Below are 26027 nucleotides of genomic sequence, written 5' to 3'. Positions count from 1 at the left end.
TCTTTAATTTATTATTGCTGAGTCTTTTTATATAAGAGTATTGACAGGGTGGAAGCTGTATGATAATCTATAATCACCATATACCCCTACAGGTATAGGTAGCTGAGTCCGGCCGGATTCACTGTTCCTGTTTTTACTTTTTAAACTCCGGGCTGGAAACCCGGTTATTTTACAAATTTAAAGGGGGGTAACAGATGCCCTTGTTATCGCGGCGGGATTTTATCAAGCGCACTCTGGCGGCGGGCCTCGCTTCCGGGCTGGTACTGTTCGGGCTGGAAAAGACAGCAGGGGGTGCCACCATCACCCCCCGGGGAACCTTCTATGATTTAACGAAATGCGACGGCTGCCAGGGATTGAAGGTACCCCGGTGTGTCAGTGCCTGCCGGGAAGAGAATAATTTCAAGTTTCCTCGTCCAGCCGAAGGTATTGAATACTACTGGCCCCAGAAAAAGAAAGAAGACTGGCAGGACAAAAGGGATTTGACCACACGCCTGACGCCCTACAACTGGACTTTTGTGCAGCATGTGCAGGTGAAACAGGATGGTCGTGTGCTGGATGTATTTATCCCCCGGCGGTGCATGCACTGTGACAACCCGCCCTGTGCTAATCTATGTCCTTTCGGTGCTCAGAGCAAAACCCCCGAGGGCTCTGTAATCATCAACCCCAACCTTTGCCTGGGAGGTGCCAAGTGCCGGGACGTTTGCCCCTGGGGAATACCTGCCCGGCAGGCAGGAGTGGGACTGTACATGAAGCTGGCCCCCAGGTACGTGGGAGGGGGAGTAATGTACAAGTGCGACCTGTGCTACCACCGGATTAAAGAAGGGAAAATCCCGGCCTGCGTGGAAGCCTGCCCCAGGGGTGCCATTGTCTTTGGGGATAAGGAAGAAATGCGTGAGCAGGCCAGGAAAAGGGCCCGGGAAATTGGCGGGTACATATACGGAGATAAGGAGAACGGGGGGACGTCCACCTTTTACGTTTCGCCAGTTTCCTTTGCCAAAATTCATGAGCAGTTGATGATGCAAAAAAACAGGCAACCGAACCCGGAAGCCCCGGGATTTCCCGGTATGCCGGAGGGTGTGGGAAACTTCCTTGATTCGGTTAACGGTATTGCCGGCGCCCTGCTGGCAGCTCCGCTGGCGGGAGCCTTTGCGGCCGGTTATGCTGCTTACAGGACCATAAAAGGGGGAGAAGACCATGGTGGATAGGATCCGGGAAAAAGATAAAAAAATTCGCCGGCATAGTGCCTCGGTGCTCTTTGTTCACTGGGCTGTAGCCATTTCAACCATTCTGCTTATCTTTAGCGGAATTGGTCAGATGCCCGTCTACAGGCGTTACATGATTTATAAAATTCCCGGCCTGGGCTGGTCGGCAGATTTTGCGGCAACCCTCTACTTGCATTATGTAGCTGCAGCTGTGTTGATGTTCGCGGTGGCATATCATATTGTGTTTCATGTCCTGCGCAGGGAATATGGTATCCTGCCCAGGAGGGGCGACCTTAAAGAATCATACATGATCATCAGGGCCATGTTTACCGGTGGTAAGGAACCACCCAGCGACAAGTTCCTGGCCGAGCAAAGACTGGCCTATGCTTATATTGGCTTCTGGTTGCTGGTAATCATTATCACCGGCATCGTCAAAGTATTAAAAAATTTGCCGGGCATTTCTCTTCCGGGCAACACCATGATCTGGATGAGCGATATTCATACGCTGGCTACATTTATGTTGATTTTCGGCATTCTGGCCCACCTGGCAGCTTTTCTTTTCAAAGCTAACAGGCCTCTTTTGCGGGGTATGTTTACCGGCAAGGTGGACCTGGAATACGTAAAACACCGGCATCCCCTGTGGTATGATCGCCTGGTTAAAAAGCGGGCCCAATCTCCAGGCTCCCGGGAACGGGCGGCTAATTTACCACAGGACATGACTGTTTAATGCTGGCCAGCAAAGGCGGGAGGTGAAGGGGATGGATGGGAAGACCATGTCCCTGGCGGGGCATCTTGGGGAACTGCGTAGAGTAGTTATTGTCTCAACCATAGCTTTAATAGCCTGTGCGATCATTGCCTTCTTTACCTTTGGCGATCAGCTGCTGGCCTTCTTAACCAGGCCCTTGAAAGAGCTGGGTGTGCCCGTAATTGCCACCCGGGTGGGTGAGGCGTTCATAACCAAAATTAAGGTCAGCCTCCTGGCGGGATTCATCCTTGGGTTTCCGGTTATGGTATGGCAGGTGCTGGGGTTTATCCTGCCCGCCCTCACCAGGGGGGAAAGACGCCTTTTACTGGTCCTCTTTCCCCTCTCGGTAGCCCTTTTTGCGACCGGCATTATATTTGCCTACTTTACGGTTTTTCCCCTCACCGTTCGGTTTTTGCTGGTGCTGGTAACGGAAGGGTTGCAGCCCATGATTACAGTGCGTGATTATCTTTCCTTTGTGCTGGCTTTCTTTATTCCCTTTGGCCTGGTTTTCCAGTTGCCCCTGGTGGCCTTTGTTTTAACCCGGATGGGGCTGGTCACTCCCCGCTGGCTGGTGAAGAAGCGGAAGTACGCTCTGCTGCTCAATTTCATTCTGGCTGCCATCTTAACTCCGGGTTCCGATGTGATTTCCCAGTTGATGATGGCCTTACCCATGGTGCTGCTGTACGAGGCAGGTGTCGTGGTGTCCTACCTGGTCTACCGGTTCTACCGCTCTAAAGTGGGTAATAAAGCACGTATGTTGGAGGTTAGCACCTGATTTTCAATCAGTAAAGGAGGGGTTTATATGTTTGGTATGGGACCGTGGGAGTTGATTTTAATTTTAATTATTGCCCTGGTGATTTTTGGACCGTCCAAACTGCCGGAAGTGGGGCAGGCTTTGGGAAAGGGGTTGAGAGAATTTCGCCGGGCGGCTAACCCGGTCAGGGGGGAGGATAAAGAGGGAGCAGTACCCGGTGAAGCCGTTAAGGAAAATGCGGTTAGGGTTCGGGAAGAATAGGCGGTGAAACCGCCCCGGTGTCCTGGCCGGACGGTTTTATAATACCAAAATGGCTCCGGGCGTTCCGTTGCGGGATATTTTATCGGGGGTGATTGAATGGGTGGCGAAGACTTAAAAAAGCAAATAATTCTTCTGAAGGAAGAAATTGATGAATTAAAGAGACGCTGGCCGGCTCATTCTGTGAAAGCAGAAATGGTAGAGCGGCTTGAAGAACTGGAAGAGAAACTGGAGCGCTTGCGTCTGCTGCAGGAAAGTAAATAACAAGGCATGAAATTTGCATAAATAAAACATTTGAAAAGATAATTCGAATGTGTTATAATCCTCTAAGCGTGATAAATTGCTGTGAGTAAACCGGGTGATCGCGGGCACCTTGCAGGTGCCTGAGGAAAGTCCGAGCTCCACAGGGCAGGGTGCTGGGTAACACCCAGTGGGGGCGACCCCAAGGAAAGTGCCACAGAAATGCAGACCGCCCGGCACTTTAGCCGCTGGGCTGTGTGCCGGGCAAGGGTGGAACGGTGCGGTAAGAGCGCACCAGCGGCCACGGCGACGGGCCGGCTAGGTAAACCCCACCTGGAGCAAGACCGAATAGGGGGACAATGGGGTGGCCCGCTCCGTCCCCGGGTAAAGGTCGCTAGAGGCGTCAGGCAACTGGCGTCCCAGATAGATGATCACCCAAGACAGAACTCGGCTTACAGGTTTGCTCACAGCATAAAAGACCGGACTGTTAAAAATGACAGTCCGGTTTCGTGTTTTTAAATAGGCTGTTATATTTTAAGAAAATTTTTAATGGGAGTCGGATTTTTCGCTGGCCAGTTGCCGGGAAGTTGTATTTGCCCAGGTCCAGCGATTATTGGCATAATAATTCCATGCTGTGGAAGCAAGAATTCCTGCCCCGTTGGCCAGGATGGCTGGTATGCGCAGGTAACAGTGTAAAGCGCTTAAAACAGCCACATTAATAACCATGCCCGCGCCGGAGCAAAGATAAAATTTTATGGCACGGTTTAGCAGGTGATCCTCTTTTTGCTGTGTCCAGGTAAAAAGATCGTTAAGCATAAAATTCCCAAAAATAGCCAGACTGGTGGCCAGGAGAGCAGAAAGTACCACATCCAGGGAAAACAAGCGATTGAAGAGAAGGAAGAAAAGCATATTAACCATTACTCCAGCAGTTCCCACCAGGCAAAATTTCCAGAAACGCAAATCTTCCGGGCTGCTTAATACCAGGCGCACCAGGTGGCGCAGGTAATTAACCTGTTCAGTTATATTCATTTTGGAGTGGTTACCCCGGCGACGTTCGAAAACATAAGGTATTTCGGCCGTCCGGTGATAACGCCCCCGTACCAGTATTTCCATAAGTATTTTCCACCCCAGAGGGGAGAGGGTGACACCATCAATAACTTTTCTTTTCAACATAAAAAATCCGCTCACGGGATCCTTTACCGGTCGCACTTTTTTTAAGGCCAACCGTCCAATTAAACGGGCCGTCAGGGATATCAGTTTTCTTAAAGGGGTTAGACCGCCGTCATCTCCTCCGGGTACAAAGCGGGAGGCTATGACCAGATCATTCCCCTCCTTGATGCTCTTCAGCATGTGGGGAAGGATTTCCGGTGGGTGCTGAAGATCTGCGTCCATAACTGCCAGTATATTCCCCCTGGCTGCTTTGAACCCCTCTACCACGGCGGTGGCCAGGCCCCGCTGGTTATGCCGGTGGATGAATCTGATTTGTGGATTTTTATGGCTCAGTTCTTCCAGAACCCTGGTGGTTCCATCGCTACTATCATCGACGAACAGGATTTCAAAGGCTTGTCCCTGCAGGGAGCTGCAAATACGTTCGGTTAGAGGTATGATATTTTGCTCTTCGTTACAGGTTGGAATGATTATCGTAAGCAAGGGTAATACCTCCCTACTCAAGCAATCCAGTGCCCGCGGGTAAACAGCAGGTAAAGGAGAAAAAACAGGGATGAATTCAGGGCAAGAATAAAATTATGTCCAGCTTCTCCTTTAACCAGCCGGGCCAGCGTCAGGTAGAACGGAAACAGCACCATTACGAAGCGGGGCATGCTCATTAAAGGGGCGTGGGATGCCGGAGAGAAAAGGGGTAACCAGAGACCGGCCAGGGTAAACAATGTATAGGAAGTGCGTTCCTTTCCCAGGGACAGGAAGAACATGACCAGCCCCGCCAGGGTAAAGGAAAGGTCCAGTAACTGGCGGCTGAAGTGCTTATTTTCCCATAACAATATCACTGCCCGTTCAAAACTTGTCCAGGGCCAGGCAAAGGTGCGATACCAGAATTGCTGGGCTTCAATAAAAGCCAGGGGGTTACCCATTTCTATTTGCAGGAAAATCATATAAAACGCCAGGCCTGCGGGAATTAAGGCCAGGAAAAGAATGTCCTTGCTTATTTTCCCTTTCGTGGCCTGAAAGTATTCCCACAGGGCGGGAAAGAGTAAAAAAACACCCAGGTTTCGCGTGGATGCAGCCAGCATACCGCAGAGTCCGGCCTGAAGCCATCGTTTCTGGCGCAGGAAATAAAAGGTAAGGAGTACCAGGAGGAGAAAAAGGGATTCAGTATAAATGGCGGATAAATAAAAGGCAGTGGGGAAAAGGGCCAGGTACCATGTAGCCCTCCGGGAAGTGGACAGGTCGTGGTCCATCCTGGCCAGCCGGTGGAAAATAAAAAGTATGCCCATTAAAGAAAGGTTGGAGATGAGGATACCGGCTGCTGCCGGGTTCATCCCCAGACGGATAAGCAGGTATATGAGCAGGGGGTAGAAGGGGAAAAAAGCGGCGGATTTTTCGTTATAACCTTCCTGGGCGATCCTCAGGTACCAGCCGGCATCCCAGCGGTTAAGGCCCTGACCCACAATGGCAAAAAACTCTTTTGGGTGGTAATGGCCGGGGAAAAAAATTTCCGCAGCGTATCCGGCCAGTATTATTAACAGCTGGTGGGTCAGGTAAATTGTAATCGGTTCCAGATATAACCAGGAAAACCATTGTTTGATCATAACTATTTTCCGTGGGAGCCTTAATACCCTCCCGGCAAGTCTCTGGTTTTATTCATTTCTGAATTGACGGAGATGGAAGTGGTTATGCTGGATATGCAAAACATGTCGCGTCCCGCACCGGGAGCAGGTAAGGGATTGCCCGTCCGCAAAGCGGATTTCACCTGTATACTGGCCGCAGCAGGTAATTTCTACACTGAGCAGTCGTCCATCCGGGAGGTAATTGACCCGGTAGTCTACCGGGGGTTTCTGGTTCACAGGGAATCACTCCTTAAGGGTATTTTTTCTATTATAGCGAAAAATCTATAACAAGTAAATTTATTCGGTTAACTCAGCCCGGTAAATATTGTATAATGGGCTTAAGGAGCAAAGTACCGGAGAAAGGAAGGTTTTGGGCCTTGGAACAGAAGAAAGGGAGCGGTATTCGGAGTAAACGCCGGCCTCGATTTCGCCCTTCGAAGTTTATTTTACCTGCAGGCCCCTTTAAACTCGATCGTTTCCAGGAAGAGGCCATAGCTGCTTTGCTGGAGGGTTATACCGTTCTGGTAGCTGCTCCCACGGGAACGGGCAAGACCCTGATCGCCGAGAAACTGCTGGAACACGTACTGGCCAGGGGTAAAGGGGCGGTGTATACGTCGCCCATTAAGGCTCTATCCAACCAGAAATTCCGGGATTTCAGGCAGCTTTTCGGTTCAGACAAAGTGGGTTTAATTACGGGAGATCTCTCCATTAACGAGCGGGCGCCGCTGCTGGTGATGACCACGGAAATCTTCCGTAACTGGTGCTTTGCCAATCCAGAAGAACTGGAGCAGACCACGCACGTTATTTTTGACGAAATGCATTACCTGGATGACCCCGAGCGGGGTACGGCCTGGGAGGAAAGCATTATTTTTGCCCCGCCCCATATAAAAATTCTGGGTCTTTCCGCTACTGTACCCAATATTCATGAGATTTCTTCCTGGGTAGCTGAGGTGCGGGGAGAAGAGGTTAAGGTGATAGAAGAGAGGTGCCGGGCTGTCCCCCTGGAAATTTCCTGGATTGCGCCTGGAGGAGATGTGTTGAACGAGGAAGAGGCGCGGGAGGAAATTGCTGAAAGACAGGAAATTCGTCGCTGGCGCCGGCATCGCTGGGATAGGGTGACAGCTGCTGGATGGGAGCAGGATCACTAAAAGGAAAAGACAGGTGGTGTAAATTTGGCGGTTATATTTTCCAGCCCGACCTGTAATGAAGTAATTGAAGCCATACAGGATTATCTCCCGGCCCTGTATTTTGCCTTTAGCCGCGGGCGTACGGAATTGCTGGCCGAAGAACTGGGGCGGGAGTGGGATTTTCTTACTTCCAGGGAGAAGCGGCTTGTCCGTCAGATGATTCAGGAGGCGGAAGAGAACGCGCCGGGCCTTTTTAGCCCCCGGCGCCAGAACCTGCGTCGCTTGCTGCTTCAGGGCATTGGATATCACCATGCCGGCCTGCCGCCACTGCTTAAAGATCTGGTGGAAAGGCTCTATGAATCCCGGCTGGTCTATGTTCTCTTTTGTACGGAAACCTTTGCTGTAGGGGTGAACTTTCCTGCTGCCAGTACGGTTTTTGACTCCTGTCGTAAGTGGGACGGTCAGGAGTTTCGCCCTCTTTTAAACCGGGAGTTTTTTCAGATGGCCGGCCGTGCGGGTAGGCGCGGCTATGATGAGGTGGGGCGTGTTTTCGTTCGTATAGATGAGCGTTTTCCCGACCAGACTGGCTTTTACCAGGAGGATGGGGTGGAACCTGTCCGGGGCAGGCTGGTCATCTCCCCCAATACAGTATTGAGCCTGTTATGCTGGAAAACCGATGCAGAAATTCGGCGCTTACTGGAAAAGAATTTATCTGTCTACCAGAGCACTAAAGAGAGCCGCCAGCTTCGCCAGGAAGTAGAAAAGCTGGAAAATAAAGCCGCAGAGCTATCCCGTTGTTTCTGTCCTGATCGGGGCCAGGAGCGCTGTGAACTTTACCGGGTTAAGCTGCGCAAAGAACTGAATCAGCTTAAGAAAAGCAAGTATCGCCATCGTGCTGATATTAAGATGAGGCGGCAGGAGATTCAAATCCTGCTCCAAAAAGGGCGCAAGAAATGCCATTATAAAGCCTGTCTGGATGCGTCACGGAAAATACGCCGTCTGGAAGAAAGAATTCACCTGCTGCATAAACGTTTGAAACAGTTGAATAAGCATGCCCGGGACTACGTCCGGGATTTTGAAAGCGTATGGGTTCTCCTGGAAAAGCTGGGCTATGTGCGGGGCCGGGAACTTTTACCACGAGGAAAATTCGCCCTTTATATACACGTACAGGAAATACTGGTCACCGAACTGGTTTTTTCCGGTATATTACTGGAATCTCCTCCCGTTGAGGTAGCTGCTATCCTGGCCGGTGTGGATTACCAGCCCGGCCGGGATGAACAGGTGAGCCCACCGCCTTTTTCCCTGGAGAAGGTGGAAAAATTGCGCCGCTTTTTAATCGAAAGCGGCGTGCCGGAACATTTTTGTATCTGGTCACCCCTCCCTGCCGCTCTGGCTGCAGCCTGGTACCAGGGGGCCGGTTTTGAACAGCTTTTGGAAATGACCAATCTCCAGGAAGGGGATATCTTTTCCATCATACGCCGGGAGATCGATCTTCTGCGCCAGATTGAACGGGCGGCCGGGGAAGACCGTGCTCTGGCCGGGCTGGCCAGGGATATACGCCGGCAGCTGGACCGTGATGAGGTGGCCGTGGTGGGGGTGTAAAGAAAAAAGCGGGCTTTTCGCCCGTTATATTTTTGCTATCAAACAGGAGTTGTGAATGAGCTGGCTGTTAAGGAGTTGTGTTCAGAATGACCACCGGTGGCGCTCCAGCAGTAGCTTTTTCTCTCTAGCTTATACCTGGCTTTTACTTGACCTTACTTACGCAGTTCTTCGGGCACTTCCGGTTGGTACCACGTGACCCAACTGGCGGGATAAATACCCGTGGCGGCCATTACCATGGCTAAAGTAGCTACGGCCCCCAAGAGCCAGTGCTTAAGCCGCATTGTTCACACCTCCTTTACCTGATATAAGTATAGAGTGCAGCCGGCCCAGGAGAACGTCCAGCCACTCCATGAAGCGGTAGCCGGCCGGGGTGACGGTAAAGGATTGAAAGGCCAAGCCCAGGGCGCTGGCGGCCACCAAGTCCCCCCGCAGGGGAAGGAACCAGGTAACTGCTATGTAGCAGAGGGCTACCATCAGAGAGATTATTTTCAGCGCCCGCCGGTAGCCCTCGCCGGTGATTGGTTTGGCCGGGGTGTCCGCCGGTGCCCAGATTAAGGCAACTATAACGGCGAAAAGGGCTGCGGCCAGAGCTATACCCTGGGCGGGAATGTCCGTTTCCGAGAGCCAGCGGGCCAGAAAGCCCAGGCACGTAAAGGTGACCAACGAACCTACGAGGCAGCGATAGTAGGCGGTGCAGTGGGCACCTCCGGCCGCCAGGCGGAAAACCACACTGGCCAGCAGGACCGCCATCACCTGGGGGAAAATGCCCAAAAGCAGCGGTATCGTCACAAAGCATACCACTTTCACCACTGTGCCCAGGAGCAGCTCCAGGCCGTAGGCCATCACCGCCGCCCGCTCCTCCTGCTGCAGTTCTTCGCCCAGCCAGGAGGCGATTCTCTGGGCCAGGTTGTGGATCATCACTCTCCACCTGCCTTGGGTAGGGTTACCGTAAAGATGGTGGGCGGGGAGGAGACCTTTATCTTCCCGCCGTGCTGCTGCACAATCTCCCGCACAATGGCCAGCCCCAGGCCCCGGTTTTCCCCCTTGGTGGAGAATCCCGGTTCAAAGATCTTTTCCATCAGGTCCTCCCTGATGCCGGGGCCGGAATTGCCCACCGAGAGGATGTAGTTTTGCTCGTCTTCTCTTATTTCCAGCCTGACGAAACGGTCTTTTGTCGCTAAAAACATTACCGCATCCATGGCGTTGTCCAGCAGGTTGCCCAGTATGCGGTTCAGGTTGTGGGGGCGTACGGCCAGTTTGGCCAGGTCGGATTCAATGACCAGGCCGAAGCTTATGTTGCGGCCGGCCGCCAGGGCCGCCTTTTGCTGGACCAGGGCGGCCACTTCGGGTGATTTCAGCTTCAGGGTCTGGGTGAGGATGCGGATGTCCCCCGTCACCTCGGCCAGGTACTCCCGGGCGCTTTCCAGCTTACCCATCTGCAGCATGCCGTACACGGCCTGCAGGTGGCTGATGAAGTCGTGGCGCTGGGCCCGGATGTTCCGGATCATTTCCTCCAGGTTCTGAATGTGTTTGGCCTGCTGGCGTATTAAATTGTCCTGTTCTTCTAAAACTAGTGACTTTCGTAATAAAATAAATCCCAAGACAGTATTGCCAAAAATTACCATGTCAACTATTACTATCCAACCCAGTGGAATAGAAGTATTGAAATAAACCAGGTACTGAGTAAAAAGACAAATAAGCAATGCCTGACCCAAACTAAAAACTGCCATTAAATAGTTTGGAAATGATAGTGTACTCATCGCTTAATCAGACTCCCGGTCTCTTGTTCGGTTAGAAAAGTAAAATCTTGGTGACCTTAATGTAAACTTTTTTCTTATACACCAAAACGTTATTAGAGCCAGCACAATTAGTTCCGGGATGGCTAATAAAATTCGAAGGGTTTTAGATTCCCAAATTTCAGTGATTGTTTTGCCCATAAGAAACAACAATAAAGGACATAGAAGCATTTCCACTGTTGCCAGGATAACAATCCCTATCATTGCCACACAGATGGCAATAGGAATAGAGGTTTTAAAAAAGATATGCACAAGAACAGCAATTGCAATTATCCCGATTAAAGTATGTACCCCATAGGGTATGGGTAGTTCACGTACAAAATATGAACATAATGAAGAAATTACCGCTGCCGGAATAATCCGCTGCCATTTAATTTCAACGCCCATGAGGGTTAACCCCAGGGCCAGGATGAGGATGCTTTCGGGGATAGACTGAAAAATTAGGGCTATTAAAGGCATTTTGTCCATGGTTGTCTCTCCACTTAAGTATAAGTGTGCAATCAAGAACTACACCACCCATCATGCTTCACGCCCCGGCACAGTCTTCCCCATATAGTGCCATTTAAAGTTATTCTTTGGCATATATTTCTGTAGAATCTAAAAATCTCCTTCATTTCCACAAAAATTTTTTAATTTTCTACACAAAATAATTTCCCTTGAAAGTCTTATTTAAGGGAAGACCTGCCGGTTTTTATTAAGGGGAGGAAGAAGACAGGTTGAGCCGGTAATCCCCGGCCCGTTGCCTGTAAATAAGGGCCAGTTTTTCGAGCTTTTCCATTTCCTGTGCCGAGATCTGCCGTATCACCCGGGCTGGTGAACCCAGAGCCAGGCATCCGGGGGGTATTTCCTGGCCTTCTACCACCAGTGCGCCTGCGCCTACCACTGATCCTTTGCCAATCCGGGCTCCGTTGAGAATAATAGCTCCCATACCAATGAGTGAACCATCTTCAATGGTACATCCGTGGAGAATGGCCCCGTGGCCAACCGTAACCCGGTTTCCAATTTTCAAAGGATAGCCCGGATCCTCATGCAACTGGCATCCATCCTGAATGTTTGTCTCTTCGCCAATTGTTACCCTGTCCGCATCTCCCCGGATTACCGTATTAAACCATACGCTGCTGTTGCGGCCTATTTCCACGCGGCCAATAATTCTGGCTCCCGGAGCGATAAATACATCTTCCGCCAGCTGAGGTTTAAAGCCCTTGAATTCGTAAATGCCCATGATTCGTCCCTCCTTAAATTGACCGTAGAAATTATCCCGTTGGTAAAAGAATTACCGCTAACCTGTATTCAAAAAGCAGGCAATATAATTATACCTCACAAGTACCAATTATGGTTATGTTATGAAGGTGCATACAGTATATAAGAAAAAATTGCCCCCATTTCCGGGGGCTTTGCTGGGGAAAGGAGAGGCGGTTTTGTGAATACTTTCACATAACAGTATACAAAAAACTTCCACCTCCGTCAATAAAAAATTTTTAATCCACCAGGGAATTCTGGTAGGTAAGATCCTCAAAAGCTTTAACATGAACCTTGCTTACCCTCTTACCAAACCGTACCATTAACATGTTTGCGGGATGTTCCAGAATTTCCGGATCATCGGTTCCCCGTCTTTTAAAACCTGCACTTCCAAAGAGCCGGGTCAGCATGCGCTGGTAGCCAAAGGTGTCAAGGCCACTTCCCTCCAGATCCCAGTGCCAGAAAAATTCAGTGGTTATAACCACATAATCCTCCAGCATTTCATTTTTGAAAGCCTGCTGCAGCAATTCTTTTGCTATCCCCATTCTCTGCCAGCTCCGGCTGACTTCTATGGCTCCCAGCTCCAGCAGGCGGGGATGCCTGCTCCAGCGGGTATATTCGCTGGGTTTGTGAAAGAGCACATACCCAATAATTTCCTGGGCATGCCGGGCAATGTATACCAGACCTTCCGGGGAGCTGGCAGCAATCATTAGAGCCTCTTTTTGCCGTGCGGGGTTGCGGAAATTACGCAGCCGGTCATTCATGTTAAGGGTGGCCAGGTATTCTTTGCTGACCGGTCCTTCAATAAAAACCATGCCCCGTGGTGTGATTAATTGTTTTGTTTCGGTTATTTTGTCACTGGCTGTTAACATGGTTACCCACCGATCTTTCATTTAAAATTCTCTTTAATTTGCCTCAACCTTTACCGGCCAGGCGAGGTTCCTCCGGTTATAAAAATATTCTGATAAAATCACCCAAAATCCTGCTGCCGGAAAAAGTTTTTCCGGCTTTTTTAAGGTGACAGGCTTCCTGTAAATTGAATCCTGTTAATTGATAATACCATATTTCTGCGCCCGGTATAAGAGGGCCGAGCGGGTAATGCCCAGCAACTGGGCGGCACGGGTTTGATTACCCCCGCTTTTCTGAAGTGCTTTAATGATCAGTTCTTTTTCCACCTGTTCCAAAGATATGCCCTCATCGGGGAAGTTGATTACCAGTTCCTTTTCAGCCGGGGAGGTATGGAGCAGTTCCTTGGGCAGGTGTTCGGGTAATATTTCATTGCCCTGGCAAATAATAGCCGCCCGCTCAATAACGTTCTGCAGTTCTCGAATATTCCCCGGCCAGTGGTAGCTACATAAAAGTTTCATTGCTGCCGGGGAGATTTTATTAACCAGGTATTTGGGTCGTAATTTTTCAAGAAAATGGTTGGCCAGAAGAGGGATATCTTCCTTTCTCTCTCTTAAGGGTGGCAGGTGGATCTGGAAAACATTGAGGCGATAATATAAATCTTCCCGGAAAATGCCCTTTTCTATAGCTTCGGTCAAGTTTCTGTTAGTCGCAGCAATTACCCGGACATCCACATGAATTGTTTCCGTACCCCCCACCCGCTCGAAGGACATTTCCTGAAGTACCCTCAATAGCTTGGCCTGCATGGAGAGGGGCATTTCGGTAATTTCGTCCAGGAAAATGGTGCCCCGATCAGCCAGTTCAAATCGGCCCAGCTTGCGGGCAGTGGCTCCGGTGAATGCCCCCTTTTCATGGCCAAAAAGTTCACTTTCCAGCAGGTTTTCGGGCAGGGCTGCGCAGTTAACGGCAATAAAGGGTCCATCCCGGCGGGGGCTATTCTGGTGAATGGCTACTGCGGCCACTTCTTTACCGGTACCGCTTTCTCCGGTGATCAATACAGTGGCATCGCTTATGGCCACCCGCTCAATTAATTTTTTGACTTCTTGAATGGCCGGGCTGTTTCCCACCAGCTTGCCATATTTTTTGGTCAATTCGGAGCGCAGGAAATTAACTTCCGTGGTCAGCTGGGTAATCACCAGGTTCTGTTTGATGACCATTTTTAACTCGTCCAAATCAAAAGGCTTGGTGAGGTAATCGGCCGCCCCTATTTTCATAGCTTCTATAGCCGTTTCTATGGTGCCGTGGGCAGTGAGGATGACCACCGGAATTTTGGGCTGTATTTCCCTGGCCTTGCGGAGCACATCCATACCATCCATTTCAGGCATTTTCAGGTCAAGAATTACCAGAGAAGGTTGTTTCTCGCGGATGAGTTCCAGCCCTTTTAAGGGGGAAGTGGTGGATAGGGCATGATATCCCTCCTGTTGCATGGCCCTTTCCAGGGCCCAGCAGAGGTGCTGTTCGTCATCAATGATTAGAATTGTTGGTACCATGGTTGGCTTGCCCTCCCGTCAGTTCCGTAATGGGTAAACATATGGTGAAGGTGGCTCCCTTTTCCGTGGAGGTCACATCAATGGTCCCGCCATGGCTGGTAATAATCTGGTGGCTGATGGACAGGCCCAGACCCGTTCCATCTTTCCGGGTGGTGTAAAAAGGGTCGAAGATCCGTGAAATATCCTCGCTGGCGATTCCCGGTCCGGTATCAGTGAACTGGATCCATACCCGGTTGTTGCAGGTACCCGTTTTAATGGTAAGGCTGCCGCCACCGGGCATGGCCTGAATGGCATTCAGGATTAAATTGACGAATACCTGCTTGATACGTTCACTGTCCACTTCGATAAGCGGAATATCGGGGTCTTTTACCACGTTGAGCCGTACCCCGTGCTGTCTCAGCATGGGGGTAGTAAAAGTGAGCACTTTGTCCAGCAGGGAATTTATCGACACCGGGTGAACAAAGTTTTTGGCTGGCCGGCCAAAATCCAGTAATTCCTGAATAATCCTGTTCTGTTTGTCAACCTGTTCTTTAATGATGGAAGTATATTGCTTTATATCAGGGATAGTTTTAAATTCCTGTTCCATTACCTGGATGATGGTTTTTACCACAGAGATGGGATTGCGCAGTTCATGGGCGATGCCGGTTACCAGGCGGCCAAGGGCGGCCAGGCGTTCGTTTCTATGCAGTTGCTCCTCCAGCTTTTCTTTTTCAGCAATGGTGCGGGCCATACGATTTATGGCCCGGGCAATTTGACCGGCTTCCCCGGGTAAATCCGGAAGCAGGTGGTTTAAATCTTTTTCCAGGTAGCTTAAACCTTCTTTGATCTGGTTAACAGATTTTACTAGATTATGAACCAGGAAGAGAACTCCGCCGGTGCAGGCAAAGAAAACAAACAGGGTTACGTAGCGGGAAATTAGCCGGAAGTAGCGGCTCTGGGCAAAAATGGGATGAAGGCGTTCATCAACCCATGCCACCGCAGCCAGCTTCCCATCAATGATTACGGGTGTCAGGTATTCAAAAGTTTCATCGTTCAAGCTGGTGGTGAGGCGGGCCAGGGGACGCTTGCTGGCCACTACAGCCATTAAACCGGAATCAGCCTCAGTTAGAATGCGCCTTTCCCTTTCCCGGCTTTCCTGAGGAGAAAGCTGGCGGTATTCGTGCAGGAAGCCCTGCACAAAAATCTGCTTTTGTTCAGGAAGATAAAGGCCGAACCTTACACCGGGATGGTTTGGGACCAGGGGTTTGGTAACTTCTTCGAAGCTGGAATGCAGATATCTGACCTGTATTTCGGGTTCCAGGTTGTGAAAATTTTTACCCTCCAGCTTTTTTTGTAAAGCTTGCTCCAGGCCGGGGACAACTTGCTTGTGCAATAGAGAACCCAGTCGTTCTTCCAGGGAGCTGATCATTGCCTCTTCGCTTCTGGTAGCAAAAATAAGGTCATAAAGAAGCAATAGAACTGGAATCAGCAATAGTACCACAGTTATGGCCATGATTTGAAAACGCAGGCTGCGCCAGTTTACCTTGAACATACTCCACCCCTTTCATCCGGCCAGGGTGATGGATAACAGACACCTGTTGTATGAAAACAGACAGAGCTATGTTTTTGTAATCACCTTCACATATTCTTTATTACTTAACTGTTTTATTTATTTTTAAGGACTGTATGTTTTTAAACATACCCGTCTGGCCGAAAAGCAAAACTCCCACATTTTTCGGGGCCTGTAGCTGGTATGTAAAATGCATTATGAATTTATAACTTTTTTCACAAACCCCTGTCTGTATTATATCATGCACGGGCCCTTTTAGGAACATCTAAGGAACATCGCTGGAGGCCATTTGCTGAAGAACTTTTAACCACCTATGTGCATGGGGTTACAAGCACATACTTTTGCGGTACTGGTCGGGTGAGGTGAGGAAGGGTTATGGCAGAGAGGGATATCGTACAACTTTTTAACCGGTATAAAGAAGAGTTTCTGAAAAAAATTTCCCAGCAGGACGGGGGAGATGGAGAAGAAAGGACCAGGGTACTGCAAGAATTTAAGAAGTTTTTGGACCGGTTTGAGTACTGGCTTCAAAGTGAAGATAGTGCAGGTATAGAAGAAGATACTTCCATCCCCGGGGAAAAATCTTTTGATCAATTTTTAGATGAGGTGCTGGCCGAAACCAAGCGGATCCTGGCTGAACAGAATATCGATGTTACTTATACTTTACCCGGTCAAAACCTGGGCATCAGCGAATCGTGGAAGTGTGTAAAGGTTTTTGGTAATAACAATATTTACTATCGCATAGGCCGGACCCGCCCGCGTAAGGGACCATACCGGGGTCAGGAGTTGCTGGTTATTGATCTGGTAATGGATGGCTATAAAAAGCAGGTTTTTCTCCCACTTTTAAAACTGAAGTCGGAAATAGAAAAGCGTATAGGGGCTATGCTGGAAAGAGAACTGCCCAAGGTTGAGGCGACAGGTAAATACCGCCTGAAAGTAATCCTGCCATTTGAGGTGGTCCACAAAGGAGATACCTGGCTGGCAGCTCGCAAGTTTGCCGATTTCGTTGCTGTAACCAAACCGCTAATTAACAGTTTGGGTATACACTAACCAGCATTAATAATCCGGGGCTTGAAGATGGCATAGAAGAAGGGGGTGAAACCCTCTGGCAAATATTATCAATAAGAACGGGCAGTTCTGGTAAACTACCCGGATATGAACGAGATTTAAGGCCACACAGATTTTAAGATTCTGGAGGGATAGGAATGTTTGACTGGTTGGCTGCCATTGCAGGTGGAGGCCTGGCGGCTAAGGCAACTGCAGCAGTTACCACCACTGGAGTAGCGGTAAGCAATGCTGCCGGAAATACAGCTATACCCTGGTGGGTGTGGCCGTTACTCCTGTTTGTTACTACTTTTGTCCTGGGTATTGTGGCAGTACTTGGAGGCGTGGGCGGCGGTGTCTTATTTGTACCTATCGTAGGTAGCTTTTTCCCCTTCAATCTGGACTTTGTGCGTGGGGCCGGGTTGCTGGTAGCTCTTGCCGGAGCCCTGGCGGCGGGACCGGGGCTGTTAAAGCTCAACCTGGCCAATCTAAGGCTTGCCCTGCCGGTGGCCCTGATCGCCTCCACTTTCAGTGTGGTGGGAGCCTTTATTGGCCTGGCTTTGCCCAATAACGTGGTTCAGGCTGCCCTGGGCCTGACGATTGTACTTATTGCCATTTTATTCGTTATTTCGAAAAATACCGAGTTTCCCCAGGTGGGGAATAGCGATAGATTGGCCCGGTTTTTGAACCTGGGCGGTACTTATTACGAGCACTCTTCCGGAAAAACGGTGAACTGGTCGGTATGGCGAACACCGCAGGGTTTACTCCTGTTTATTGCCATAGGTATTATGGCCGGTATGTTTGGTCTTGGTGCCGGATGGGCAAATGTTCCGGTGCTGAACCTGCTCATGGGTGCACCCCTGAAAGTAGCTGTAGGTACCAGTAAATTTCTCCTTTCCATTACTGATACTTCAGCGGCCTGGGTTTATTTGAACCAGGGAGCTGTATTACCCATTATAGCTGTACCCTCTGTTGTGGGTATTATGCTGGGTTCCTTTGTGGGGGTAAGGCTGCTGGCTAAAGCCAAGCCTAAAGCCGTGAAATATCTGGTAATTATACTGCTCCTGGCTTCCGGCCTGAGATCTTTACTTAAGGGCCTGGGAATCTGGAACTAGTCTTAAAAAACGGTACCTAAAAATTGAAGGAGGAGGGAGAAAAATGGCCAAACCGCAGGCAGAAATGCTGAAGAGTCCCGCTCCGAAAGAAGCAGTGGTAAAAGCACCTGCCGTGCCCAAGGTGGAAGTAGCACCGGAACAACTTGTTTATGCCAACGTACTTCTTTATGGCTCCTGGTTGGGTATTGCTCTTTTGCTCTTGACCAATGTTATTTATCTAACTGGCCTGGTCAGGCCGTATATTGAGCCGTCAATGCTTCCACAGTACTGGGGAATGAAGGCCAGTGAATTTGTCCAGGTAGCGCATATACCCACCGGATGGGGCTGGATAAGCATGCTCGGTTACAGCGATTTCCTGAATTTTATAGGTATGGCGCTTCTGGGTGCACTGACTATTATCGGGTACTTGATCCTGTTGCCGGCCTACTTATCTAAAAAGGATATGCCCTATACTTTTATAGTTCTCACCGAGATAGTGGTGCTGGTACTGGCGGCTTCAGGTATTCTTGCAGTGGGCGGGCACTGATAAAGAGCGGGAGAGCAGGTTTATGAATGCGGCCCTGGTGCCAGGTGTTCCAAGATCCGGGCAAGAGGGTCGTTTTCTTCTGGCCGATATGTAATTGATATCACAAGATTAAAGAATGAAATATTTCACAAAGCCATATATGCAGAGAACGGTGGGTATGCTCAGGGTGAGTACGGGCAGGAGAATTTGCCATTGATTAACCCGGACATCCTTTTCCGCCCGCAAAGCCCGGGAAACTTCAATTGCCGCAAATGGGTGGCTCAGTTTTTTTTCCCAGTTGCCCGGAGGTAAAAATACCGGGGGTACCACCGGATAACTGGAAGATGGAAATAAATAGATGAGATTTTTCCTCTGGTGGAAAGCAGGCTGTTTTTTCCGTTGCTGGCTGCTGTTAAAAATGACCCGTGACATACCTTCGCCTCCTCTTTTTGCAGGATATAATTTATTTAACATTATTAAAAATTTTTCTGAAAAGTATGGTTTAAAAACAGGTTGATCATGGTAACCAGGGCCGGTCCCAGCATCAGCATGATGGTGTAAGCTGGTGTCAATCCGGATGCCAGGCTGCCCAGCAGTATTATGGCGGAACTAAATCCCCAGCAGGCAAAAGTAATATTATTTTCCGGGTTTTGCTGTAATTTCCAATGGTGATGCCGGAATTGGATGTAGCCGACCAGGTAACCGCAGCAAAGACAGGTGATGGTAGCTCCTGACCCTGGAAAGGTGAACAAATCAGGAAGATAAATAAGCAGGGCAAAAGCACCGGTCAAGTACAGGATAAAAGATGCGGTGGCGTGGGCCCGGCGGCGGGGCAAACCGGTTATGTACATCAAAAGTGGTTCCAGAAAGGCGCGGGTGTTTAAACCAAGCAATCCTGTACCAAGACCGAGAAGCACACTTACCAGTCCCGTTCTACCTATGGTAAGATATCTGGGAAAGGCAAAACCGGGTACTGCAAGGGGATTTTTCTTAAGTAATGGGACTGACGGGAGGGTTTGGGATGCGTCCTTGGGAAGTGAATGGTGGTAGTACCACCAGTAACGTCCGCCCGCTATTAGTGCAGCGGTAAGGAGAATAATACTGTAGATAAAAAGGATAAACCCTTTACCCTGAAGCATTGTATCCAACCAGAGAAGAAGCTGTTTTCCCGTTAATATAAATGGAATGGTTACAGCGGATATGGTTATACCTGTTCGCTTAAGGGCCTGGCGGGTAATATCGGGCTGGTATATTAACTTGAGTTTTCCGGCTGCGTTGAGGAGAATACCGATGGCTACAGCTGCGGGTAAGGGGAAACCAATTATTATTAAGAGGGGAACGGTTAATAGCCGGTAGGCCGGTCCGCCGGCGCGCAATAAATATCCTCCGGCAATGCCGGTCAGGAAACAAAGAGCTGGATTCATGGAAAACCCTCCCCGGTTTCCTGGAAGCAGAAAAGTCACCGGGTTGTGTGCATGTGATAACTAGCACATATTTTTACGCTATAATACCATAAGTTAATTATTATTGCAACGGCTGGACAGGTGGAAAGCCCCATTTTTTATCGATAATTTTATTGGGCAGGAGTTTTAATGCAAAAACTAGCGTGACAAGAGCAAGAACGGGCCGGGTCCGGGCAACCGGGCAGGCTAAATGTGACATAAAGCACTATGCGCTGAAAAGCTGCCACCCCATCCCTTTTCCGGGTGGTTTTAAAATTTAAGAATTTACAATTTGCTTTGAACCGGGAATGAAGGAGTTAAACTTCTTGTATAGAACTTTTATTATTTAAATATTCCGGTAGGGATGCTTTGTTTGTTTCAAGGAGGGATTACAAACATGTATTCATTATTACCCCCTTGCAGTGCCAGCTGTCCGGTCCATACTGATGTACCGGGTTATCTGGCGGCCATTGTTCGAGGAGATTATAAGAAAGCCGCAGGCTTAATCCGGGCCAACAATGTTTTTGCCTCGGTTTGCGGTTGGGTCTGCCCTCATCCTTGTGAAGAACATTGCCGGCGGGGACAGGTGGATGCCCCCCTTTCAATAAGGGCTTTGAAAAAGTTTGCCCTGGAAAAGGCCGGGAAAGAGGAGGTTCTTCCTGCCCCGGTTTTGGAATCCCTCCCTTACCGGGTGGCCATAGTAGGGGCTGGTCCGGCGGGATTGACTGCGGCCTGGGATCTGGCCAGGGCCGGGTATTCCGTGACGGTTTTTGAGCGCCAGCCGGAGGCCGGGGGGCATTTATATACTTCATTACCCACTTACCGTCTGCCCCGCCGGGTGGTGAGAGAAGATGTGGGCCGCATCATTGCTGCCGGTGTGGAAATTCGGACGGGTGTTGAAGTCGGGAAAGATGTTTCATTAAATGATCTGATCAAGGAATTCAATGCGTTAATCCTGGCTGCAGGTCTTTCTAAAAGCCGGAGCTTGAATTTGCCGGGATTTGATCACCCCGATGTACTGCTGGCTCTCCCTTTCCTGCAGGGTGTTAATCTGGGCCGGCCGGTGAAAATTAGAAAACGGGTGATTGTCATCGGCGGCGGCGACGTGGCCATGGATGTAGCCCGTACTGCTTTGCGTTTGGGTGCCCGGGAGGTACGGGTGGTCTGCCTGGAGACCCGCGATATTATGCCCGCTCATCCCTGGGAAGTGCGCGAAGCCCTGGAAGAAGGGATTGAACTGCACCCCGGTTGGGGGCCCCTGGAGGCGGTGGTAGAGAACGGGTTGCTTAAGGGACTCCAGGTAAAAGGTGTTCTGTCAGTATTTGACGAACGCGGATGTTTTAACCCCTCTTTTGACGAAAGAAAAACATCATTTATTCCCGGGGAAATGATTATCCAGGCTATCGGCCAGTGCGCTGATCTATCGTTCCTGGCGGGTAGCCCTGTGGCAGTGGAAAACGGGCGGTTGGTGGTGAACCGTGATACCCTGGAAACCAGTGTGCCCGGGATATTTGCCTGCGGGGAATTGGCCTGCGGCCCCGGTGCGGCTATTGCTGCTGTGGCCAGCGGCCACCGTGCCGCAGCTGCCGTACGGGCTTACCTGGAAGGAACATCCCCTGCGGTCCATAATGTGGTAAGTATTGGTGATTTACCCGCAAGAATTCGCACCCGCCTGCCTTCTTTCCCGCGGGAAGAAGTACCTGTTCTTCCTGCAGAACAGCGCTGCTCTTCCTTTGTAGTACAGGAGTTGGAATTTCCCCGGGTCCAGGCCCTGCGGGAAGCAGAACGCTGCCTGCGTTGTGGTTTGGGGGCAGAGGTGATTAAAGAACGTTGTGCTGCCTGCCTGACCTGCCAGCGGGTTTGCCCCTACGGGGTGCCACTGGTGGAAGGGAGGGCAAGTATACCGGTTGAAGCTTGCCAGGGATGTGGTATCTGTGCAGCAGCCTGTCCGGCCGGGGCTATTGTAATCAAAGGGCTACCGGAGAAAGAGATGGCTTTGTCCTGGAATGAAGAGGTAAATCCTGAGCTTGATCCCCCACTGGCAGTTTTTGTCTGCCAGCGAGCATATTTTCAGGGGCTGGATTTGGAAGCTCTCTATTCTACCCCGGGATTGAGCCGGGCCCGCGTGGTAGCGCTGCCCACTGCCGGTGCTCTTGACCCCCTGTGGTTGCTGAAAGCCCTGGAGGCAGGGGCCTGGGGAGTGGCTGTAATCACCTGTGATGAAGACAGTTGCCGTCATAAAGGAGGGGCGGCCCGGGTTAAAAAGCAGCTGGAGCGTTTCAGGAAGTTATTTGAGGAGATAGGGTACGATCCCTCCCGTTTACAATGGCATAGCCTGGGTGCCAGCGGGGATCCACTGGCCTGGCTCAGTGAATTTGCCCGGGATCTCGTGCGGGCAGGTAGATCCTGAATTCACTGCCTGCCCCCTCCTGGCTGCTAACCTCAATTCTACCGCCATGGTTTTCTATAATGCGGTAGGAGATGGTTAATCCCATGCCGGTTCCAGCGTTCTTGGTGGTGAAAAATGGTGTGCTGAGCCGGGATAAAATCTCATCGGACATGCCCAGTCCTGTATCCCTAACAACCACCAGCACTTCACTGGTACCGGCTGACCAGCGGGAAATAATGGTCAAGTTTCTCACCGGTTGCCTCTCCATGGCCTGCAGGGCATTGTGGATTAAATTCAGCAGCACCTGTTTAATCTGGTCCGGTTGTGCTTTGATGGATGGTAGTTCCGGGGCAAGATCCAGGATGAGCTTTACCTGAGCCAGGAGACACTGGCTTTCAACCAGGGGTAAAAGCTCATGGATCAGTAAATTCAGGTTAACCTCCTCCTCCCTGCGGGCAGGATGGGGGCGGGCCAGTACCAGAAAATCACTGATAATTTCGTTTGTTCGATTCACTTCCTGGATAATTACGTCCAGGAACTCTTTGTTTTTGGCGTCTTTCACCCGTTCACTGAGAATCTGGGCAAATCCTTTAATGGATGTAAGTGGGTTGCGCAGTTCATGGGCCATGCCGGCAGCCATCTGGCCAACCACAGCCAGCTTTTCCTGGTTGTTTTGCAATTCCTGCTGACGATGAATTTCTGTGACATCCTGGATAACGGTAACAGCGCCGCTTATCCGACCATGTCTGTCCCGGAGGACATCGGAACGGATCAGCAGATGGAAGTTTTTGTTGTTAATTTTATAGCATAATTCCAGGGGGCCTACTGCTTGCCCTTTTTGCAGGGCCACCATGGTTACCAGTTTATTTTTGTCCATATCCGGGAAAATATCCCAAATAAATTTACCCGTTAGATCTTCTTGTTCCTGTCCTGTGAGCCGTTTTATTTCCTGGTTGGCGATTTGTATTTTCCCGGTGGAGTCAACAACAATTACTCCACCCACCATTTGGTGCAGGATGGTATCAAAAATGAGTTTTAGTTGCTCATAATTAACCCGGACCTTAATATCCTGGAGATAAATAACTATGCCTTCTCTGATGTTTCCGGGTATGAGGGATTTTGCTTCCAGGACTGCGTGGATTGCGGCACCGTTTTTGCCGATAATTTCAACTTCCCGGTAAAGGGGGAGGGACAGGTTATCTTTTAAGTTATGAAGGCCGGTATTATTTTCTTTCAAAAGGGTTTTAAATAATTCCGTTAATTTTTTTCCCACCACTTCTTCAGCAGTATATCCTGTCATATTTTGCCACGCATCGTTGACGTAGCTTACATTTAACTTACCGTCTATAATCATTATTGCCAGGGGCGTGGTATCAAGTACGTTATAAATTTTCTGGCGTACTTGGGATCTGGCACGGCCGGCAATAGCGGGTAGTTGAAACCGGTGCAATTGGCGGCGTTTATATCTGGTAAAAATAAGAAATATCGTTTCCAGGATTAATATGGTGTATAATATGGTGTAACCCAGGGGAGTGATAAAATCTCTGGAAATGTCAAGTAAATCACGCTTGGGTAAGGAAGTGATTAAAGAATAGACCAGATAAGATAAACCAATTAAAGGAATTGTTTTCAGGACCGGTAACCAGATGCGAGCAAACAACCTGTTTTCACCCTTTGCTCAACCTTTCAAAGAACTAATTTTTCAACGCATATTAACATTTTCCTGCCTTTGGTGTCAGACATTTCCTGATAATAATCGAGATTTTATTTTTTATCGTCCTATGGTATAAAAGAATATGGTCATCTTAATTAAGTAAACGGAGGTGGGATGTTGAACAGGACACAGAAACAGATCATCCGAGCTCTAATGGCCAAGCCCAGCTCATACTGGAGACTCATCAGGGAACAGGATGGGCACCTGGCCAGTTTTACGCAAGAAATCAAAGATATGTTTCGCCGGGGCCTGATCCACTATCAGAACGGGTATATTCATCTCACCCCGGAAGGAGAAATGGAGGCCCGCAACCAGGGTCTGTCGCCTTTGCAACCGCTGACCTGCCCTGTATGTGCCGGAAAAACCGTAACCCTGCAGGGTAGCTTTTCCCGTATACTTAATGAATTTGAGGAGATTGTCCGGCAGAGGCCGCCGGCCAGGGCTGAATTTGACCAGGGCTATGTGGATCCCGTGAGTACCGTAGCCCGGGTAGCTGTTATGTATCAGCGGGGCGATCTGGAAAATCAGGATGTTTTGCTTATAGGAGATGATGATTTAACCAGCATTGCTATTGCGCTTACCGGTATGGCCAGGCGGATCACTGTCCTGGAGATTGATGAACGACTGGTTGAATTCATAGCTTTACAGGCCAGAGAAAAAGGTTGGACCAATCTTTCCGTTCACAGGTATGATGTGCGCGATCCACTCCCCCGGGAACTCGAGGGTCAGTTTGATACATTTTTAATCGACCCGGTGGAAACCCTGCCGGGAATCCGGCTGTTTCTTTCCCGTTGTGCTCTCTCCCTGCGCGGCAGGGGTAGTGCCGGTTATTTTGGGTTGACTCACCTGGAGGCATCCAGAGATAAATGGCATGCCATACAAAGATTGATATTAAATATGAATTTTGTAATTACCGATATAATCCATGATTTCCAGGAATACGAACTGGAAAGGGAAGGCTTTATCAATAAAGACTACCCGCTGGTTCAAAAATCCTTCGGTCCCTTACCGGTACCGGACATCAACTGGTATACTTCTAACTTTTTCCGCCTGGAAGCAATAGCCAGGCCTGATATACCCGAACAGGAAAATGTTCCGGCCGGGCGTGAATTATACTTTGATGACGAAGCTTACGCCACCCTTCCTTAGTATCCGGTACTTGTGTACTCAATCTTGCATGGGCGGTCGGTTTATGTTAGAATACATCCTGGTGTGAATTACACACGCCGCCAGACTTCTACAGGGGTGCCCGGGAGGGTTATGTAGAAGAATGATGGCGGCGGAGGAATTAAACCAGCAGGGGAGGAGGTGTGAGGGTGGCTATCATTTCCATGAAGCAGCTTCTGGAGGCGGGAGTTCATTTTGGACACCAGACCCGTCGGTGGAATCCCAAGATGGCTCCGTATATTTTTACGGACCGGAACGGGATTTACATTATTGATTTGCAAAAAACCGTGCGCAAAATAGAAGAGGCCTACAATTTTGTACGTAATCTGGCCGCCGAAGGGGGAACAATTCTCTTCGTAGGCACCAAAAAGCAGGCGCAGGAATCGGTAAAAGAGGAAGCTGAGCGCTGTGGCATGTTTTACGTTAACCAGCGCTGGTTGGGTGGAATGCTGACCAATTTCCAGACCATTCGCCGGCGCATCGAGCGCCTGCATGAGCTGGAGCGTATGGAAGCTGACGGGACGCTGGCCGTGCTGCCGAAAAAGGAAGTAGCCGAGCTCATGCATGAAAAAGAGAGATTGCAGAAGTTTCTCGGCGGCATTAAAAATATGCGCAAATTACCCGATGCTGTTTTTATCATTGACCCCCGTAAAGAGCGCATTGCAGTGGCTGAAGCCCGGAAGCTGAAAATACCCATTGTAGCCATTGTGGATACTAACTGTGATCCTGACGAAATTGATTATGTGATCCCGGGTAATGACGATGCCATCAGGGCAGTTCGCCTGCTTACCAGTAAAATTGCCGATGCTGTCCTGGAGGGGCGGCAGGGGGAACAGGTTGAGGCAGCAGCGCAATAAGGGTGGATTTTGGTGGGGGCCCCCGCAGGAGATCACTGCTTTTGGGGAACCCCTGCTTTTTTCTAAGGCCTTTTGTTTGATCTGCTTTTTTAATGGATATAATAAC

Annotated in this window: 27 protein-coding genes and 1 other RNA gene; 15 read left to right on the top strand and 13 right to left on the bottom strand. The window is 49.8% G+C overall.

Annotation, left to right across the window (positions count from 1 at the left end):
• The first annotated feature begins 194 nt into the window (after window positions 1-194).
• The 6 genes from BR83_RS0100815 (at window position 195) to rnpB (ending at window position 3670) form a co-directional block, all read left to right on the top strand.
• Window positions 195-1205, top strand: coding sequence for a 4Fe-4S dicluster domain-containing protein (locus BR83_RS0100815; protein ID WP_027355487.1), 1011 nt, complete (start codon window positions 195-197; stop codon window positions 1203-1205).
• Window positions 1195-1929, top strand: a complete 735-nt coding sequence (locus BR83_RS0100810; protein ID WP_027355486.1) for a formate dehydrogenase subunit gamma — start codon at window positions 1195-1197, stop codon at window positions 1927-1929. The genes BR83_RS0100815 and BR83_RS0100810 overlap by 11 nt, the downstream gene beginning before the upstream one ends.
• Before the next feature lie 31 nt (window positions 1930-1960).
• Complete coding sequence (gene tatC, locus BR83_RS0100805) at window positions 1961-2722, top strand: twin-arginine translocase subunit TatC (RefSeq protein WP_027355485.1); 762 nt, start codon at window positions 1961-1963, stop codon at window positions 2720-2722.
• A gap of 27 nt (window positions 2723-2749) precedes the next feature.
• On the top strand, window positions 2750-2962 hold the full coding sequence (tatA, locus tag BR83_RS14625) for a twin-arginine translocase TatA/TatE family subunit (RefSeq protein ID WP_051617707.1): 213 nt from the start codon (window positions 2750-2752) through the stop codon (window positions 2960-2962).
• A 96-nt stretch (window positions 2963-3058) separates the two neighbouring features.
• A complete protein-coding gene (locus BR83_RS0100795; RefSeq protein WP_027355484.1) occupies window positions 3059-3223 on the top strand; it encodes a hypothetical protein in 165 nt (54 codons plus the stop codon).
• A gap of 82 nt (window positions 3224-3305) precedes the next feature.
• Window positions 3306-3670, top strand: an RNA gene (gene rnpB, locus BR83_RS16300) — RNase P RNA component class A.
• Window positions 3671-3745: 75 nt separating this feature from the next.
• Here rnpB and BR83_RS14620 read toward each other — a convergent pair.
• Both BR83_RS14620 and BR83_RS0100785 read right to left on the bottom strand, forming a co-directional pair.
• Window positions 3746-4849, bottom strand: a complete 1104-nt coding sequence (locus tag BR83_RS14620) for a glycosyltransferase (RefSeq protein ID WP_051617706.1) — start codon at window positions 4847-4849, stop codon at window positions 3746-3748.
• Between the two features lie 17 nt (window positions 4850-4866).
• Window positions 4867-5964, bottom strand: coding sequence for a hypothetical protein (locus BR83_RS0100785; RefSeq protein WP_027355483.1), 1098 nt, complete (start codon window positions 5962-5964; stop codon window positions 4867-4869).
• An 84-nt stretch (window positions 5965-6048) separates the two neighbouring features.
• Here BR83_RS0100785 and BR83_RS17810 point away from each other — a divergent pair, with 84 nt between their 5' ends.
• The 3 genes from BR83_RS17810 (at window position 6049) to BR83_RS0100770 (ending at window position 8711) form a co-directional block, all read left to right on the top strand.
• Window positions 6049-6270 (top strand): hypothetical protein, encoded by a 222-nt coding sequence (locus BR83_RS17810; RefSeq protein ID WP_157832935.1) that lies wholly within the window; start codon window positions 6049-6051, stop codon window positions 6268-6270.
• Window positions 6271-6359: 89 nt separating this feature from the next.
• A complete protein-coding gene (locus tag BR83_RS0100775; RefSeq protein ID WP_027355482.1) occupies window positions 6360-7130 on the top strand; it encodes a DEAD/DEAH box helicase in 771 nt (256 codons plus the stop codon).
• 24 nt (window positions 7131-7154) lie between these two features.
• Window positions 7155-8711, top strand: a complete 1557-nt coding sequence (locus BR83_RS0100770; RefSeq protein WP_084327020.1) for a helicase-related protein — start codon at window positions 7155-7157, stop codon at window positions 8709-8711.
• 152 nt (window positions 8712-8863) lie between these two features.
• Here the strand turns inward: BR83_RS0100770 and BR83_RS16540 are convergent, their stop codons facing one another.
• The 8 genes from BR83_RS16540 to BR83_RS0100725 form a co-directional block, all read right to left on the bottom strand.
• Window positions 8864-8992 (bottom strand): cyclic lactone autoinducer peptide, encoded by a 129-nt coding sequence (locus tag BR83_RS16540; RefSeq protein ID WP_083543050.1) that lies wholly within the window; start codon window positions 8990-8992, stop codon window positions 8864-8866.
• Entirely contained in the window at window positions 8982-9629 is a 648-nt protein-coding gene (locus BR83_RS0100760; protein ID WP_027355480.1) for an accessory gene regulator ArgB-like protein, read from the bottom strand. The genes BR83_RS16540 and BR83_RS0100760 overlap by 11 nt, the downstream gene beginning before the upstream one ends.
• The gene (locus tag BR83_RS0100755) at window positions 9629-10426 is read right to left on the bottom strand and encodes a sensor histidine kinase (protein WP_051617705.1); all 798 of its coding nucleotides are present in this window, start codon (window positions 10424-10426) and stop codon (window positions 9629-9631) included. Before BR83_RS0100755 ends, BR83_RS0100760 begins: the two co-directional genes overlap by 1 nt.
• Before the next feature lie 48 nt (window positions 10427-10474).
• Window positions 10475-10975 (bottom strand): hypothetical protein, encoded by a 501-nt coding sequence (locus tag BR83_RS0100750; protein WP_027355478.1) that lies wholly within the window; start codon window positions 10973-10975, stop codon window positions 10475-10477.
• 226 nt (window positions 10976-11201) lie between these two features.
• Window positions 11202-11729, bottom strand: a complete 528-nt coding sequence (locus BR83_RS0100745; RefSeq protein WP_027355477.1) for a gamma carbonic anhydrase family protein — start codon at window positions 11727-11729, stop codon at window positions 11202-11204.
• Window positions 11730-11985: 256 nt separating this feature from the next.
• Complete coding sequence (locus BR83_RS0100740) at window positions 11986-12618, bottom strand: GNAT family N-acetyltransferase (RefSeq protein WP_027355476.1); 633 nt, start codon at window positions 12616-12618, stop codon at window positions 11986-11988.
• A gap of 174 nt (window positions 12619-12792) precedes the next feature.
• A complete protein-coding gene (locus BR83_RS0100730) occupies window positions 12793-14142 on the bottom strand; it encodes a sigma-54-dependent transcriptional regulator (protein ID WP_027355475.1) in 1350 nt (449 codons plus the stop codon).
• Window positions 14117-15673, bottom strand: a complete 1557-nt coding sequence (locus BR83_RS0100725; protein WP_027355474.1) for an ATP-binding protein — start codon at window positions 15671-15673, stop codon at window positions 14117-14119. Before BR83_RS0100725 ends, BR83_RS0100730 begins: the two co-directional genes overlap by 26 nt.
• Before the next feature lie 393 nt (window positions 15674-16066).
• On the opposite strand from BR83_RS0100725, the gene BR83_RS0100715 reads away from it, so the two are divergent.
• The 3 genes from BR83_RS0100715 to BR83_RS0100705 all read left to right on the top strand — a co-directional run bounded on the left by BR83_RS0100715 (window position 16067) and on the right by BR83_RS0100705 (window position 18373).
• Window positions 16067-16738 carry a hypothetical protein gene (locus tag BR83_RS0100715; protein ID WP_027355472.1) on the top strand — a complete coding sequence of 224 codons (672 nt, stop codon included), beginning with the start codon at window positions 16067-16069 and terminating at the stop codon, window positions 16736-16738.
• 155 nt (window positions 16739-16893) lie between these two features.
• The gene (locus BR83_RS0100710) at window positions 16894-17847 is read left to right on the top strand and encodes a sulfite exporter TauE/SafE family protein (protein WP_027355471.1); all 954 of its coding nucleotides are present in this window, start codon (window positions 16894-16896) and stop codon (window positions 17845-17847) included.
• A 43-nt stretch (window positions 17848-17890) separates the two neighbouring features.
• The gene (locus BR83_RS0100705; protein ID WP_051617704.1) at window positions 17891-18373 is read left to right on the top strand and encodes a hypothetical protein; all 483 of its coding nucleotides are present in this window, start codon (window positions 17891-17893) and stop codon (window positions 18371-18373) included.
• A gap of 108 nt (window positions 18374-18481) precedes the next feature.
• Here BR83_RS0100705 and BR83_RS0100700 read toward each other — a convergent pair whose 3' ends face one another.
• Both BR83_RS0100700 and BR83_RS0100695 read right to left on the bottom strand, forming a co-directional pair.
• Window positions 18482-18784, bottom strand: coding sequence for a hypothetical protein (locus tag BR83_RS0100700; RefSeq protein ID WP_027355469.1), 303 nt, complete (start codon window positions 18782-18784; stop codon window positions 18482-18484).
• Between the two features lie 44 nt (window positions 18785-18828).
• Window positions 18829-19776: a TSUP family transporter gene (locus BR83_RS0100695; RefSeq protein ID WP_027355468.1), complete on the bottom strand. Its 948-nt coding sequence runs from the start codon at window positions 19774-19776 to the stop codon at window positions 18829-18831.
• A gap of 415 nt (window positions 19777-20191) precedes the next feature.
• Between BR83_RS0100695 and BR83_RS14615 the strand changes: the two genes are divergently transcribed.
• Window positions 20192-22204, top strand: a complete 2013-nt coding sequence (locus tag BR83_RS14615; RefSeq protein WP_051617703.1) for an FAD-dependent oxidoreductase — start codon at window positions 20192-20194, stop codon at window positions 22202-22204.
• Here BR83_RS14615 and BR83_RS14610 read toward each other — a convergent pair.
• Window positions 22161-23843, bottom strand: coding sequence for a PAS domain-containing sensor histidine kinase (locus tag BR83_RS14610; protein WP_051617702.1), 1683 nt, complete (start codon window positions 23841-23843; stop codon window positions 22161-22163). The two genes, BR83_RS14615 and BR83_RS14610, sit on opposite strands and share 44 nt — an antisense overlap.
• Window positions 23844-24014: 171 nt before the next feature.
• Between BR83_RS14610 and BR83_RS0100680 the strand changes: the two genes are divergently transcribed.
• The gene (locus BR83_RS0100680) at window positions 24015-25046 is read left to right on the top strand and encodes a bis-aminopropyl spermidine synthase family protein (RefSeq protein ID WP_027355467.1); all 1032 of its coding nucleotides are present in this window, start codon (window positions 24015-24017) and stop codon (window positions 25044-25046) included.
• 167 nt (window positions 25047-25213) lie between these two features.
• On the top strand, window positions 25214-25921 hold the full coding sequence (rpsB, locus tag BR83_RS0100675) for a 30S ribosomal protein S2 (RefSeq protein ID WP_027355466.1): 708 nt from the start codon (window positions 25214-25216) through the stop codon (window positions 25919-25921).
• The last annotated feature ends 106 nt before the right edge of the window (window positions 25922-26027 follow it).

It is taken from the genome of Desulfofundulus thermocisternus DSM 10259 (genome assembly GCF_000686645.1).
Lineage (GTDB): Bacteria > Bacillota > Desulfotomaculia > Desulfotomaculales > Desulfovirgulaceae > Desulfofundulus > Desulfofundulus australicus.
This window is presented reverse-complemented; position numbering and strand designations above follow the sequence as displayed.